Origin of the sequence: Pseudomonas sp. 20P_3.2_Bac5 (assembly GCF_025466035.1) — a bacterium.
GTDB lineage: Bacteria > Pseudomonadota > Gammaproteobacteria > Pseudomonadales > Pseudomonadaceae > Aquipseudomonas.
Genome location: NZ_JANLOA010000066.1, coordinates 1 through 14,405, shown reverse-complemented (window position 1 = coordinate 14,405; position 14,405 = coordinate 1). Strand labels below are relative to the sequence as shown.

At 59.9% G+C, this 14,405-nt stretch carries 12 protein-coding genes; 11 read left to right on the top strand and 1 reads right to left on the bottom strand.

Annotated features, from left to right (window positions below; translation table 11 throughout):
- Positions 1-10: 10 nt before the first annotated feature.
- From NTD88_RS11155 to NTD88_RS11120, 8 genes are all read left to right on the top strand, one after another.
- Entirely contained in the window at positions 11-2,842 is a 2,832-nt protein-coding gene (locus NTD88_RS11155; RefSeq protein WP_095157092.1) for a 2-oxoglutarate dehydrogenase E1 component, read from the top strand.
- Positions 2,843-2,884: 42 nt separating this feature from the next.
- Positions 2,885-4,108 (top strand): 2-oxoglutarate dehydrogenase complex dihydrolipoyllysine-residue succinyltransferase, encoded by a 1,224-nt coding sequence (gene odhB, locus NTD88_RS11150; RefSeq protein WP_262156068.1) that lies wholly within the window; start codon positions 2,885-2,887, stop codon positions 4,106-4,108.
- Positions 4,109-4,204: 96 nt separating this feature from the next.
- Positions 4,205-5,641, top strand: coding sequence for a dihydrolipoyl dehydrogenase (gene lpdA, locus NTD88_RS11145; RefSeq protein ID WP_095157094.1), 1,437 nt, complete (start codon positions 4,205-4,207; stop codon positions 5,639-5,641).
- 175 nt (positions 5,642-5,816) lie between these two features.
- A complete protein-coding gene (gene sucC, locus NTD88_RS11140; RefSeq protein WP_038613110.1) occupies positions 5,817-6,983 on the top strand; it encodes an ADP-forming succinate--CoA ligase subunit beta in 1,167 nt (388 codons plus the stop codon).
- Positions 6,983-7,867 (top strand): succinate--CoA ligase subunit alpha, encoded by an 885-nt coding sequence (gene sucD / locus NTD88_RS11135; protein ID WP_003254203.1) that lies wholly within the window; start codon positions 6,983-6,985, stop codon positions 7,865-7,867. Before sucC ends, sucD begins: the two co-directional genes overlap by 1 nt.
- Positions 7,868-8,163: 296 nt before the next feature.
- On the top strand, positions 8,164-9,477 hold the full coding sequence (gene brnQ / locus NTD88_RS11130) for a branched-chain amino acid transport system II carrier protein (protein ID WP_095157095.1): 1,314 nt from the start codon (positions 8,164-8,166) through the stop codon (positions 9,475-9,477).
- A gap of 235 nt (positions 9,478-9,712) precedes the next feature.
- Positions 9,713-10,453, top strand: coding sequence for a DUF599 domain-containing protein (locus NTD88_RS11125; RefSeq protein WP_095157096.1), 741 nt, complete (start codon positions 9,713-9,715; stop codon positions 10,451-10,453).
- The gene (locus NTD88_RS11120) at positions 10,450-10,851 is read left to right on the top strand and encodes an MAPEG family protein (RefSeq protein WP_095157097.1); all 402 of its coding nucleotides are present in this window, start codon (positions 10,450-10,452) and stop codon (positions 10,849-10,851) included. Before NTD88_RS11125 ends, NTD88_RS11120 begins: the two co-directional genes overlap by 4 nt.
- Before the next feature lie 48 nt (positions 10,852-10,899).
- Here NTD88_RS11120 and NTD88_RS11115 read toward each other — a convergent pair whose 3' ends face one another.
- On the bottom strand, positions 10,900-11,196 hold the full coding sequence (locus NTD88_RS11115; protein ID WP_095157098.1) for a hypothetical protein: 297 nt from the start codon (positions 11,194-11,196) through the stop codon (positions 10,900-10,902).
- A 157-nt stretch (positions 11,197-11,353) separates the two neighbouring features.
- Here NTD88_RS11115 and NTD88_RS11110 point away from each other — a divergent pair, with 157 nt between their 5' ends.
- From NTD88_RS11110 to htpG, 3 genes are all read left to right on the top strand, one after another.
- On the top strand, positions 11,354-11,830 hold the full coding sequence (locus NTD88_RS11110) for a PaaI family thioesterase (RefSeq protein WP_095157099.1): 477 nt from the start codon (positions 11,354-11,356) through the stop codon (positions 11,828-11,830).
- Positions 11,827-12,288 carry a PaaI family thioesterase gene (locus NTD88_RS11105; RefSeq protein WP_262156067.1) on the top strand — a complete coding sequence of 154 codons (462 nt, stop codon included), beginning with the start codon at positions 11,827-11,829 and terminating at the stop codon, positions 12,286-12,288. The genes NTD88_RS11110 and NTD88_RS11105 overlap by 4 nt, the downstream gene beginning before the upstream one ends.
- Positions 12,289-12,397: 109 nt before the next feature.
- A complete protein-coding gene (gene htpG, locus NTD88_RS11100; protein WP_095157101.1) occupies positions 12,398-14,302 on the top strand; it encodes a molecular chaperone HtpG in 1,905 nt (634 codons plus the stop codon).
- The last annotated feature ends 103 nt before the right edge of the window (positions 14,303-14,405 follow it).

Here is a 14,405-nt window from a genome sequence, read left to right as displayed (position 1 = left end):
GTGACCAAGCATGCAAGAAAGCGTGATGCAGCGCATGTGGAACAGCGCCCACCTTTCAGGTGGTAATGCTGCATATGTGGAAGAGCTCTATGAGCTCTACCTGCACGACCCTAACGCTGTGCCAGAAGAGTGGCGCACCTACTTCCAGAAGTTGCCCGCTGAAGGCAGCACTGCTACCGATGTATCGCACTCTACAATCCGCGACCATTTCGTACTGCTGGCGAAGAACCAGCGCCGCGCCCAACCGGTGTCTGCCGGTAGCGTGAGCAGCGAGCACGAGAAGAAGCAGGTTGAAGTGCTGCGTCTGATCCAGGCCTACCGTATGCGCGGCCACCAAGCGGCCAAGCTCGACCCGTTGGGGTTGTGGCAGCGCCCTGCGCCAGTAGACCTGTCGATCAATCATTACGGCTTGACCAATGCCGATCTTGATACGACCTTCCGTGCCGGCGACCTGTTCATCGGCAAAGAGGAAGCGAGCCTACGCGAAATCTTCGACGCTTTGCAGCAGACATATTGCCGCACCATTGGCGCCGAGTTCACCCACATCGTCGACTCCGAGCAGCGTAGCTGGTTCCAGCAGCGTCTCGAGAGCGTGCGTGGCCGTCCGGCGTTCTCCGCCGACATCCAGAGCCACCTGCTCGAGCGCGTCACTGCCGCCGAAGGTCTGGAAAAGTACCTGGGCACCAAGTACCCGGGCACCAAGCGTTTCGGTCTGGAAGGTGGCGAAAGCCTGATTCCGATGCTGGACGAACTGATCCAGCGTTCCGGTTCCTACGGCACCAAGGAAGTCGTGATCGGCATGGCCCACCGTGGCCGCCTGAACGTGCTGGTCAACACCTTCGGTAAAAACCCGCGCGAGCTGTTCGACGAGTTCGAAGGCAAGAAGAAGGTCGAGCTGGGCTCCGGTGACGTGAAGTACCACCAGGGCTTCTCGTCCAACGTGATGACTGCCGGTGGCGAAGTTCACCTGGCGATGGCGTTCAACCCGTCCCACCTGGAAATCGTCTCGCCAGTAGTGGAAGGTTCGGTACGCGCTCGCCAGGACCGTCGCAACGACACCGTTGGCGACAAGGTTCTGCCGATCTCCATCCACGGTGACGCCGCCTTCGCGGGTCAGGGCGTGGTCATGGAAACCTTCCAGATGTCGCAAACCCGCGGTTTCAAGACCGGCGGTACCGTGCACATCGTGATCAACAACCAGGTTGGTTTCACCATCAGCAACCCGCTGGACTCGCGCTCCACCGAGTACGCCACCGACGTCGCCAAGATGATCCAGGCGCCGATCCTGCACGTGAATGGTGATGATCCGGAAGCGGTGCTGTTCGTGACCCAGTTGGCGGTCGATTACCGCATGCAGTTCAAGCGTGACATCGTCATCGACCTGGTCTGCTACCGTCGTCGCGGCCACAACGAGGCCGACGAGCCGAACGGCACCCAGCCTCTGATGTATCAGCAGATCGCCAAGCAGCGCACCACCCGCGAACTCTACGCCGAAAGCCTGACCCAGGCTGGTCGTCTCGACGCCGATCGCGTCCAGGCCAAGGTCGATGAGTACCGCAACGCGCTGGACAATGGCCTGCACGTGGTGAAGAGCCTGGTCAAGGAGCCGAACAAAGAGCTGTTCGTTGACTGGCGTCCTTACCTGGGCCATGCCTGGACCGCGCGTCACGACACCCGTTTCGACCTCAAGACCCTGCAGGAACTGTCGGCCAAGCTGCTGGAACTGCCCGAAGGTTTCGTGGTTCAGCGTCAGGTGTCGAAGATCTACGAAGATCGCCAGAAGATGCAGGCCGGTGGCTTGCCGATCAACTGGGGTTATGCCGAGACCATGGCTTACGCCACTCTGCAGTTCGAAGGTCACCCGATCCGCATGACCGGCCAGGACATCGGCCGTGGCACCTTCTCGCACCGCCATGCGGTGTTGCACAACCAGAAGGACGCCAGCACCTACATTCCGCTGCAGAACCTGTTCCCGGGTCAGCCGCGGTTTGACCTGTACGACTCCTTCCTCTCAGAAGAAGCCGTGCTGGCCTTCGAATACGGCTACTCAACCACCACGCCAAACGCGCTGGTGATCTGGGAAGCCCAGTTCGGTGACTTCGCCAACGGTGCGCAAGTGGTTGTCGATCAGTTCATCACCAGCGGCGAGCACAAGTGGGGCCGTCTGTGCGGTCTGACCATGCTGCTGCCACACGGTTATGAAGGTCAGGGCCCTGAGCACTCCTCGGCACGTCTTGAGCGTTACCTGCAACTGTGCGCCGAGCACAACGTCCAGGTTTGCGTACCGACCACCCCGGCACAGATCTACCATCTGCTGCGCCGCCAGGTGATCCGTCCGCTGCGCAAGCCGCTGATCGTGCTGACGCCGAAGTCGCTGCTGCGCCACAAGCTGGCCATCTCGACTCTGGAAGATCTGGCCGAAGGCTCGTTCCAGACCGTGATCCCGGAAATCGATACTCTCGATCCGAAAAAGGTCACTCGCCTGGTCCTGTGCAGCGGCAAGGTTTACTACGATCTGCTGGAAAAACGCCGTGCCGAAGGTCGTGAAGACATCGCCATCGTGCGTATCGAGCAACTGTATCCGTTCCCTGAAGACGATCTGGTTGAAATCCTCGCGCCATACACCGAACTGAAGAACGTGGTGTGGTGTCAGGAAGAACCGATGAACCAGGGCGCCTGGTACAGCAGCCAACACCACATGCGCCGTATCCTCGGTCGTCACAACAAGGCGCTGGTCCTTGAGTACGCCGGTCGTGATGCGTCTGCGGCTCCAGCCTGTGGTTACGCTTCGATGCACGCCGAGCAGCAGGAAAAACTGCTGCAAGATGCTTTCACTGTTTAATGCCTTCGCGCACCAGAAACCGAATTTAAGGAACCACTGATAATGGCTATCGAGATCAAAGCCCCTACTTTCCCGGAATCGGTTGCCGATGGCACCGTTGCCACCTGGCACAAAAAACCGGGCGAAGCCGTCAAGCGTGACGAACTGATCGTCGACATCGAGACCGACAAGGTCGTCCTGGAAGTACTGGCCACCGCTGATGGCGTCCTGGGCGCAATCGTCAAGAACGAAGGCGACACCGTTCTGTCCGACGAAGTTCTGGGTTCGATCGAAGCCGGTGGCGCTGCCGCCGCTCCTGCCGCCGCTGCCCAAGCTGCCGCGCCTGCCCAGGCCGTTGCTGCCGACGCTGGCGAAGACGACCCGATCGCTGCTCCAGCCGCGCGCAAGCTGGCTGAAGAAAACGGCATCGACCTGGCCAGCGTTGCTGGTACCGGTAAAGGCGGTCGCGTGACCAAGGAAGACGTCGTGGCTGCTGTTGCCGCCAAGAAGTCCGCTCCAGCCGCAGCGCCTGCTGCCAAGCCGGCCGCAGCTGCTGCCGCTGCTCCTGTTGTCGCCACCGGCGACCGCACCGAGAAGCGCGTTCCGATGACCCGCCTGCGCGCCAAGGTTGCCGAGCGTCTGGTTGAAGCACAGTCGAACATGGCCATGCTGACCACCTTCAACGAAGTCGACATGACCGAAGTCATGGCCCTGCGTTCGAAGTACAAGGACCTGTTCGAGAAGTCCCACAACGGCGTACGCCTGGGCTTCATGTCGTTCTTCGTCAAGGCCGCTACCGAAGCGCTGAAGCGTTTCCCGGCAGTCAACGCGTCGATCGACGGCAGCGACATTGTCTACCACGGTTACGCTGACGTCGGTGTTGCTGTCTCCAGCGACCGTGGCCTGGTGGTACCGGTTCTGCGCAACGCCGAGCTGATGAGCCTGGCCGAGATCGAGAACGGCATCGCCACCTTCGGCAAGAAGGCCCGTGACGGCAAGCTGTCCATCGACGAGATGACCGGCGGCACCTTCACCATCACCAACGGCGGTACTTTCGGTTCGATGATGTCGACCCCGATCGTCAACCCGCCGCAAGCCGCCATTCTGGGCATGCACAACATCATCCAGCGTCCTATGGCCATCAATGGCCAGGTCGTGATCCGTCCGATGATGTACCTGGCGCTGTCCTACGATCACCGCCTGATCGACGGTAAAGAAGCTGTGACTTTCCTGGTGACCATCAAGAACCTGCTGGAAGACCCGGCGCGTCTGCTGCTGGATATCTAAACACACAGTTGCAAGCTACAGGCGGCGAGCTTCGAAACAGAAGCCGCTGGCCTTGTAGCGTGTGGCTTGCTGCTTGTAGCTATAAAGGAATCTTTTATGAGCCAGAAGTTCGACGTAGTAGTAATTGGTGCAGGTCCTGGCGGCTACGTGGCCGCTATCAAGGCCGCGCAACTGGGCCTGAAGACCGCTTGCATCGAGAAGTACACCGATGGCGAGGGCAAACTGGCCCTGGGCGGCACCTGCCTGAACGTTGGCTGCATTCCATCCAAGGCGCTGCTGGACAGCTCCTGGAAGTACAAGGAAGCGAAAGAGAGCTTCAACGTCCACGGTATCTCCACCGGTGAAGTCAAAATGGACGTCGCCGCGATGGTTGGCCGCAAGGCCGGTATCGTCAAGAACCTGACCGGTGGTGTTGCCACCCTGTTCAAAGCCAACGGCGTTACTTCGATCCAGGGCCACGGCAAGCTGCTGGCTGGCAAGAAAGTCGAAGTCACCAAGGCTGACGGTACTACCGAAGTCATCGAAGCCGAAAACGTGATCCTGGCGTCCGGCTCGCGTCCGATCGACATTCCGCCAGCTCCGGTTGACCAGAACGTTATCGTCGACTCCACTGGCGCCCTGGAATTCCAGGCCGTGCCGAAGCGCCTGGGCGTTATCGGTGCCGGTGTGATCGGTCTGGAACTGGGTTCGGTCTGGGCTCGCCTGGGCGCGGAAGTTACCGTCCTGGAAGCCCTGGACACCTTCCTGATGGCTGCTGACGCTGCCGTCTCCAAGGAAGCGCTGAAAACCCTGACCAAACAAGGTCTGGACATCAAGCTGGGCGCTCGCGTAACCGGTTCCAAGGTCAACGGCGAAGAAGTCGAAGTGACCTACACCGACGCCAACGGCGAACAGAAAATCACCTTCGACAAACTGATCGTTGCGGTCGGCCGTCGTCCGGTGACCACCGATCTGCTGGCTGCCGACAGCGGCGTGACCATCGACGAGCGCGGCTTCGTCTTCGTCGACGACCACTGCGCTACCAGCGTTCCTGGCGTTTTCGCCATCGGTGATGTGGTTCGCGGCATGATGCTGGCACACAAGGCCTCGGAAGAGGGCATCATGGTCGTCGAGCGCATCAAGGGCCACAAAGCCCAGATGAACTACGACCTGATCCCGTCGGTTATCTACACCCACCCGGAAATTGCATGGGTCGGCAAAACCGAGCAAACCTTGAAGGCTGAAGGCGTTGAGGTTAACGTGGGCACCTTCCCGTTCGCGGCCAGTGGCCGTGCAATGGCCGCAAACGACACCGGTGGTTTCGTCAAGGTCATCGCCGATGCCAAGACCGACCGCGTCCTGGGTGTACACGTGATTGGCCCAAGCGCTGCCGAACTGGTTCAGCAGGGTGCAATCGCAATGGAATTCGGCACCAGTGCCGAAGACCTGGGCATGATGGTCTTCTCCCATCCGACCCTGTCCGAAGCGCTGCATGAAGCCGCGCTGGCTGTGAATGGCGGTGCCATCCACGTAGCCAACCGTAAGAAGCGTTAACTATAAGAAAACCACGGCGGGCGGCCCGTCGTGAGTCTTGCGTGCATGACTCACCGCGGAAAGTCCGCCGGACTCGAACTCCCGGAGCATACCGGGAGTAAGCGGTCACAGGTGGCGCGGCACTCCAGTGGAGCGCAGCGCCGAAGCGCAGTACCTAACGAAGACGGTAAAAAGCATGAATCTTCACGAGTATCAGGGTAAGCAGCTGTTCGCTGAATACGGCCTGCCAGTTTCCAAGGGTTTCGCAGTCGACACCCCTGAAGCAGCAGCAGAAGCCTGCGAAAAAATCGGTGGCACCGAGTGGGTTGTCAAAGCCCAGGTTCACGCCGGTGGTCGCGGTAAAGCGGGTGGCGTCAAGCTGGTTCGCAGCAAGGAAGACGCCAAGGCGTTCGCTGCGCAATGGTTGGGCAAGCGTCTGGTGACTTACCAGACCGACGCCAACGGTCAGCCAGTGACCAAGATCCTGGTCGAGTCCTGCACTGACATCGCCAAAGAGCTGTATCTGGGCGCTGTAGTCGATCGTTCGAGCCGCCGCATCGTGTTCATGGCTTCCACCGAAGGTGGCGTGGACATCGAGAAAGTCGCTCACGACACTCCCGAGAAGATCATCAAGGCTACTATCGATCCACTGGTCGGCGCTCAGCCGTTCCAGGGTCGTGAACTGGCTTTCCAGCTGGGTCTGGAAGGCAAGCAAGTTGCTCAGTTCGCCAAGATTTTCGTAGGCCTGGCCAAGCTGTTCAAAGAACACGACCTGGCCCTGCTGGAAGTCAACCCGCTGGTGATCAAGGCTGACGGCGATCTGCATTGCCTGGACGCCAAGATCAACATCGACGCCAACGCCATGTACCGTCAGCCTAAGCTGAAAACCTTCCACGACCCGTCCCAGGACGATCCTCGTGAAGCCCACGCTGCCAGCTTCGAGCTGAACTACGTGGCGCTGGAAGGCAACATCGGTTGCATGGTCAACGGTGCTGGCCTGGCCATGGGTACCATGGACATCGTCAACCTGCACGGCGGCAAGCCAGCCAACTTCCTCGACGTGGGCGGCGGTGCTACCAAAGAACGCGTTACCGAAGCGTTCAAGATCATTCTGTCCGACAGCAATGTCGCGGCCGTTCTGGTCAACATCTTCGGCGGCATCGTTCGTTGCGACATGATTGCCGAAGGCATCATCGGTGCAGTGAAAGAAGTTGGCGTCAAGGTACCGGTTGTTGTTCGTCTGGAAGGCAACAACGCTGAACTGGGCGCTAAAGTACTGGCAGAAAGCGGTTTGAACATCATTGCGGCCACCAGCCTGACCGACGCTGCTCAACAAGTTGTCAAAGCTGCGGAGGGCAAGTAATGAGCGTCCTGATCAATAAAGACACCAAAGTTATCTGCCAGGGCTTCACCGGCTCGCAAGGTACCTTCCACTCCGAACAAGCCATCGCCTACGGCACCAAGATGGTCGGCGGCGTTACTCCAGGCAAGGGTGGCACCACCCACCTGGGCCTGCCGGTGTTCAACACCGTCAAGGAAGCTGTGGAAGCTACCGGCGCTGACGCTTCGGTCATCTACGTTCCGGCTCCTTTCTGCAAAGACTCGATCCTGGAAGCGGCCTTCGGCGGCATCAAGCTGATCGTCTGCATCACCGAGGGTATCCCTACCCTCGACATGCTGGATGCCAAGGTCAAGTGCGACGAGCTGGGTGTTACCCTGATCGGCCCTAACTGCCCAGGCGTCATCACTCCGGGCGAGTGCAAGATCGGCATCATGCCAGGTCACATCCACTTGCCAGGCAAGGTCGGTATCGTTTCCCGTTCCGGCACCCTGACCTATGAAGCGGTCAAGCAGACCACTGACGCCGGTTTCGGTCAGTCCACCTGCGTTGGTATCGGTGGTGACCCGATCCCAGGCTCGAACTTCATCGACATCCTGAAGCTGTTCCAGGAAGACCCGAAAACCGAAGCCATCGTCATGATCGGCGAAATCGGTGGTTCGGCCGAAGAAGAAGCGGCTGCCTACATCAAGGCACACGTGACCAAGCCAGTGGTTTCCTACATCGCCGGTGTGACTGCCCCAGCGGGCAAGCGCATGGGCCATGCTGGCGCCATCATCTCTGGCGGCAAAGGCACTGCGGACGAGAAGTTCGCTGCCCTGCAGGACGCGGGCGTCAAAACCGTGCGTTCGCTGGCCGACATCGGCAAGGCCCTGGCCGAGCTGACCGGTTGGGAAGCCAAGAAGTAATCCTTCTTCGCTGATGCAGTAGAGAAAGGCCACCTTCGGGTGGCCTTTTTCGTTGGGGTAAATTTTGATTCAGCGCAACCGTTTGCGACATAGAGATTCGCTTATCGGACAAGCCGCCTTGCGGTCGTGCGCCGGCCCGGCAAATTCGTTAACATGCGCACTCTTTTTGTGCCCGCTCCCCAAAAGGGAGCGCCACGCGTTAAAGGTCCGCCTCATCCGGGTGGATAAAACATTTCCCTAATCCAAGGGGAAATCCCTCTCTAAATTCCGATTTCAGTAGTGTGGTATTTCCTTAAATGAAAGTGTTGAAAGGCCAGGACATCCTGGCGCTTGGCTTCATGACGTTCGCGTTGTTCGTCGGGGCCGGCAATATTATTTTCCCGCCAATCGTTGGCTTGCAGTCCGGTCCGAACGTGTGGATGGCAGCATTGGGCTTCCTGGTCACTGCGGTAGGCCTACCGGTCGTGACCGTTGTCGCGCTGGCCAAGGTCGGTGGCGGCATGGACGCGCTGAGCAGTCCGATCGGTAAGGTGGCCGGTGGCCTGTTGGCGGCCGCTGCGTACCTGGCTGTCGGCCCGCTGTTCGCCACTCCGCGTACCGCTACTGTGTCCTTCGAAGTGGGCGTGGCGCCGTTGACCGGTGAGAGCCCGATTGCACTGTTCATCTACAGCCTGGTGTATTTCACCGTCGTGCTGGCGGTGTCGATGTATCCGGGCAAGCTGCTGGATACCGTCGGTCGCTTCCTCGCGCCGCTGAAGATCATCGCCCTGGCGGTGCTTGGCATCGCGGCGTTCGCGCTGCCCGCCGGCACCATCGGTGAAGCTCAGCCGGCCTACGTCGCGGCGCCGTTCTCGCAGGGGTTCATTCAGGGTTACCTGACGATGGATACCTTGGGTGCACTGGTGTTCGGCATCGTTATCGTCAACGCGATCCGTTCCCGTGGGGTTGAGTCGCCGCGACTGATCACCCGTTACGCGATCATCGCCGGCCTGATCGCCGGCCTTGGCCTGACCCTGGTGTACGTCAGCCTGTTCCGCCTGGGTGCCGGCAGCCATGACATCGCGGCCAACGCCGGCAATGGCGCGGTGGTCCTGCACGCGTATGTGCAGCACACCTTCGGCTCGCTGGGCAGTGGCTTCCTCGCCGTGCTGATCGCGCTGGCGTGCCTGGTAACTGCGGTTGGCCTGACCTGCGCCTGCGCCGAGTACTTCAGCCGTATCCTGCCGCTGTCCTATCGTGCGCTGGTGGTCCTGCTGGCGGCGTTCTCGCTGTTGGTCTCGAACCTCGGCCTGACCAAGCTGATCATGTTCTCCGTGCCGGTACTCACCGCGATCTATCCGCCGTGCATCGTGCTGGTAGGCCTGAGCTTCTGCAAAGGTATGTGGCATTCGCAAACCCGCATCATGGCGCCTGTGATGGCGGTCTCGCTGCTGTTCGGCGTGATCGATGCCCTCAAGGGCGCGAAGCTGGATGCCTGGATGCCGGCGTCGTTCGCTCACCTGCCGCTGAGTGATAAGGGACTGGCCTGGCTGGTTCCATGCGTAGCGACCCTGTTCGTCGCCGTGGTCTGCGACCGTATGCTCGGCAAGCCGCGTGAAGTGATTGCCTGACTGGATCGCCCAAGGGCAGGGTAAGGCCACAAGCCACTGATACCCGGCCCGGGCGCTTCCAAGAGCCCCGTCTCCTACCCAGGAGGCGGGGCTTTGCTTTCTGGAGGGCAAGCCTCTTCTTGTCGCTTGCAGCTATAAGCTCGAAGCTGCCTTTTTAGTGTCTTTTTCTGTTCGTTGGCGTCGAAACCCGGTCGCTGCACTTTACTGTGCAGGCCAACTTCTTCCGGGAATGTCCATGAGCTTCATTCAAAGCAATCTGATCAATCTTCTGGCTGCCGTCTGGTTCATCGCCTGCTGGGGCGGTTACACCCGTTACGCCACCTGGAAGGGCCGCGACACCGCGTGCCTGGCCAGTGTGATGCACCTGTACCGTGAAGACTGGATGCGCCGCATGCTGCTGCGCGACAACCGGATCGCCGACGCCAGCGTGATCGGCAACCTTGAGCGCAACGCCTCGTTCTTCGCCTCCAGCACCCTGATCATTCTCGCCGGTATTCTCACCGTGCTCGGCTCTTCGGATCGGGCGCTGTCGTTGCTGGCCGACCTGCCATTGGTGCAGCAGGCGTCTCAGAGCATGTCCGAGATCAAGCTGCTGTGCCTGGCCATGGTCTTCGTCTACGCCTTCTTCACCTTCAGTTGGTGTATGCGCCAGTACAACTTCGCGGCAGTGCTGGTGGGCTCGGCGCCCATGATCGGTGAGCGCCAGGTCAGCGAGATGGAGCGCAAGGCCTTTGCTTCGCGGGGCGCCCGGGTCATTTCGATGGCGGCAAACCAGTTCAACTTCGGCCTGCGTTCCTACTACTTCGGAATGACCATGCTCAGCTGGTTCATCAGCCCGTGGATGTTCATGGTGATGAGCGCGGGTGTGGTGCTGGTGCTCTACCGCCGGGAGTTTCATTCCGACGTGCTCGACGTGATGGTCTATACCCCTACAGACGTATCATCGTCCGAACCGGGCAAGGAGGCACTTCCGTGAGTATTCCGTTCTGGTGTGTATTGATCAGTGCCGTGCTGATTTTTGTCGCGCGAATCCCGGTGAGCCGGGCCATGAAAGAGCAGGGCGGTTATGACAACCATCTGCCGCGGGAGCAGCAGGCACGCTTGACTGGTCTCGGTGCCCGGGCGGTAGCGTCGCACCAGAACAGTTTCGAGGCGTTCATGCTGTTTTCGGTGGGTGTGCTGATGGCGCATACCACGCAGACACAAGGTTTTCTGATCGATGCACTGGCGATCATTTTTGTTCTGGCGCGGATTATTTATCTGCCGCTGTACTGGTATGACTTTGCCTGGCAGCGCACACTCGTTTGGAGTGTCGGTCTGATTTGTTCACTCTTGTTGATGTTGAGCCCAACGTTCAGACAGCTTTTGATATGAATAAAAAAACCCGACCTGAGTCGGGTTTTTTTATTCCAGCAAGAACGCTTACTTGGCAGGTTCTGCAGGAGCAGCTGGTGCAGCAGGCGCGGCTTCTGGTGCTGGAGCCGGAGCGGCTGGAGCGGCTTCTTCAGCCGCTTTCTGTTGCGCTTCGGCACTGTCTTTGGCGGCTTCGGCGTTTTCTTTGGCAGCCTCGTTCACTTTATCCTGAGCTTCGTCCATCTTCTGCTGGGCTTGCTCGGCATGTTGTTGGGCGTCTTGAGCCTTGTTCTCGCTGGCTTTATCGCAAGCGGCGAGGCCCAGAGCAGCGGCGAGCATAACGGCATAAGCAAAAGGTTTACGCATGGGGTGTTTCTCCTTGTGGAATAACTTTACTTAAACCATTCGAGTTGTCTCTGCCGGTTTAAGTTCCGCGCACCATACACATATATAAGTTACGGATCCATATAGACTTTTTGCTGGTCTTATGCAGGTCCGCACAAGGGTCGAGGAATAACCAGAAATGAATGAAACGCCGTTGATGGGGCGTGCCAGGCGCTTCCTTTCCGCCTTGCGCCACTGCCAGGTACTGAACATGCAAGTTCAAGCCGCGGACGACACAGGCATCACGCTGCTGCTGCCTTATTCGCCCTCTATTGTTGGCAACCCGCAGACCGGGTCGATCCATGGCGGCGCCATCACCACGCTGATGGACACCGCGCTCGGGATGGCCACGCTGTGCGTCCTGCCTGAATTCGAGGTGTGCCCGACCCTTGACCTGCGCATCGACTACATGAGCCCGGGTGTTGCCAATCAGGATGTGTACGGCCATGCCCACTGCTATCGGGTCAGCCGCGACGTGATCTTCATTCGCGGCACCGCCTACCAGGACGATCCCGCGCAGCCGATCGCCGAGGTGGTCGGCACTTATATGCGCCTGGGCAAGGACATCAAGGGCGGCCTGGGCTTCTCCCGCAAGTTGAAGGAGGGCACGCAATGATCCCGACCGATATCCGCGCTCAACTGCGCGAAGCCCATGCCCGGGGCGACTACTCGCAACTGCTGCAATTCATTCCTTATGCCGGGCTGATCGGCATCCAATGCAGCCGCGACGGCGATGACCTGCTGTTCCGCCTGCCGGCCAATCCGGACAATATCGGCAACCCCTTGCTGCCGGCGATCCACGGCGGCGTGATCGCCGGCTTCATGGAGTTGTCGGCGGCGCTCTACCTGCTGATCTTCAGCGAGAGCGCGAGCGTACCGAAGATCATCGACTTCTCCATCGACTACCTGCGTGCCGGACATTTCCGCGACACCTACGCGCGCTGCCAGTTGTGGCGGCAGGGGCGGCGGGTCACCAACGTGGCGATTACCGCTTGGCAGACCGATCCAGGCGAGCCGATCGCCACCGCTCGCGCGCACTTCAAGATCAAAGAGCTGACCGCGCCCTTGAAATAGCCGGGTACGTCCCCCATCTGCTGTTCATCCCGCCACGCAAGGTCGGGCGAGTGCCTTCGGGCCCGTCAGCCAGCGTGACCAATGCCATCAGATCGGAGTTTTGAAGACCATGAGCGTGGAGTCACAAAAAGAAACCCTGGGCTTCCAGACCGAGGTGAAGCAACTGCTGCACCTCATGATCCACTCGCTGTACTCGAACAAGGAAATCTTCCTCCGGGAACTGATTTCCAACGCCTCCGACGCCGTGGACAAACTGCGTTTCGAAGCGCTGTCCAAGCCTGAGCTACTGGAAGGCGGCGCGGACCTGAAAATCCGCGTCAGCTTCGACAAGGATGCCGGTACCGTCACCCTCGAAGACAACGGCATCGGCATGAGCCGCGAGGACGTGATCGCGCACCTGGGCACCATCGCCAAGTCCGGCACCGCCGACTTCATGAAAAACCTCACCGGCGACCAGAAGAAAGATTCGCACCTGATCGGCCAGTTCGGTGTGGGCTTCTACTCGGCGTTCATCGTCGCCGACAAGGTTGATGTATTCAGCCGCCGTGCCGGCCTGCCGGCCGCCGAAGGCGTGCACTGGTCGTCGAAGGGCGAAGGTGATTTCGAAGTTGCCACCGTCGAAAAGGCCGAGCGCGGTACCCGCATCGTCCTGCACCTGAAAAAAGACGAGACCGAGTTCGCCGATGGCTGGCGTCTGCGCAACGTCATCAAGAAATACTCCGACCACATCGCCCTGCCAATCGAACTGCCGAAGCAGGTCGAAGTTGCCGAGGGTGAAGAAGCGCCGGCCGAAGAATGGGAAACCGTCAACCGCGCCAGCGCCCTGTGGACCCGTCCGCGTACCGAGATCAAGGACGAGGAATACCAGGAGTTCTACAAGCACATCGGCCACGATTTCGAGAACCCGCTGGCCTGGAGCCACAACAAGGTCGAAGGCAAGCTGGAGTACAACTCGCTGCTGTACGTCCCGGCCCGCGCGCCGTTCGACCTGTACCAGCGCGAAGCGCCACGCGGCCTGAAGCTGTATGTGCAGCGCGTGTTCATCATGGACCAGGCGGAATCCTTCCTGCCGCTGTACCTGCGCTTCATCAAGGGCGTGGTCGATTCCAACGACCTGTCGCTGAACGTCTCCCGTGAAATCCTGCAGAAAGACCCGATCATCGACTCGATGAAATCGGCGCTGACCAAGCGTGTCCTGGACATGCTGGAGAAGCTGGCGAAGAACGAGCCTGAGCAGTACAAGTCGTTCTGGAAGAACTTCGGCCAGGTGCTGAAGGAGGGCCCGGCGGAAGACTTCGCCAACAAGGAGAAGATCGCCGGCCTGCTGCGCTTTGCCTCCACCGGCGACGACAGCGGCGAGCAGAGTGTGTCCCTGGCCGACTACCTGGCGCGCGCCAAGGAAGGTCAGGACAAGATCTACTTCCTCACCGGCGAATCCTACGCGCAGGTCAAGAACAGCCCGCACCTGGAAGTCTTCCGCAAGAAAGGCATCGAAGTGCTGCTGCTGACCGACCGTATCGACGAGTGGCTGATGAGCTACCTGAGCGATTTCGACGGCAAGGGTTTTGTCGATGTCGCCCGCGGCGACCTGGACCTGGGCAAGCTGGACTCCGACGAGGACAAGAAAGCCCAGGAAGAAGTCGCCAAGGACAAGGAAGGCCTGGTGGAACGCCTCAAGGCCGCGCTGGGTGACAGCGTCAGTGAAGTGCGCGTCTCGCACCGCCTGACCGACTCGCCGGCGATCCTGGCCATCGGTGAACAGGACCTGGGCCTGCAAATGCGCCAGATCCTCGAAGCCAGCGGGCAGAAGGTGCCGGATTCCAAGCCGATCTTCGAATTCAACCCGAGCCACCCGCTGATCGAGAAACTGGATCACGAGCAGAGCGAAGACCGTTTCGCCGACTTCTCGCACATCCTCTTCGATCAGGCCGCACTGGCTGCGGGCGACAGCCTGAAAGACCCGGCGGCCTATGTTCGCCGCTTGAACAAACTGCTGGTCGAACTCTCGGTTTGATCTAGTGTTGGAAAAGCCCGCTTCGGCGTGATGCCAGTCAGTTAGGGCAGTTGGGGCCTTGGGGGGGGCCCGCCCCCCGCCACCATAAAAAAAACACACCCTC

Excerpts from the sequence above, each read along its gene's own strand:
- NTD88_RS11105 (WP_262156067.1), top strand. The coding sequence starts at position 11,827 with ATGATCCCGACCGATATCCGCGCTCAACTGCGCGAAGCCCATGCCCGG.
- NTD88_RS11110 (WP_095157099.1), top strand. The coding sequence starts at position 11,354 with ATGAATGAAACGCCGTTGATGGGGCGTGCCAGGCGCTTCCTTTCCGCC.
- sucD (WP_003254203.1), top strand. The coding sequence starts at position 6,983 with ATGAGCGTCCTGATCAATAAAGACACCAAAGTTATCTGCCAGGGCTTC.
- NTD88_RS11155 (WP_095157092.1), top strand. The coding sequence starts at position 11 with ATGCAAGAAAGCGTGATGCAGCGCATGTGGAACAGCGCCCACCTTTCA.
- htpG (WP_095157101.1), top strand. The coding sequence starts at position 12,398 with ATGAGCGTGGAGTCACAAAAAGAAACCCTGGGCTTCCAGACCGAGGTG.
- NTD88_RS11115 (WP_095157098.1), bottom strand. The coding sequence starts at position 11,196 with ATGCGTAAACCTTTTGCTTATGCCGTTATGCTCGCCGCTGCTCTGGGC.
- sucC (WP_038613110.1), top strand. The coding sequence starts at position 5,817 with ATGAATCTTCACGAGTATCAGGGTAAGCAGCTGTTCGCTGAATACGGC.
- NTD88_RS11125 (WP_095157096.1), top strand. The coding sequence starts at position 9,713 with ATGAGCTTCATTCAAAGCAATCTGATCAATCTTCTGGCTGCCGTCTGG.
- odhB (WP_262156068.1), top strand. The coding sequence starts at position 2,885 with ATGGCTATCGAGATCAAAGCCCCTACTTTCCCGGAATCGGTTGCCGAT.
- lpdA (WP_095157094.1), top strand. The coding sequence starts at position 4,205 with ATGAGCCAGAAGTTCGACGTAGTAGTAATTGGTGCAGGTCCTGGCGGC.
- brnQ (WP_095157095.1), top strand. The coding sequence starts at position 8,164 with ATGAAAGTGTTGAAAGGCCAGGACATCCTGGCGCTTGGCTTCATGACG.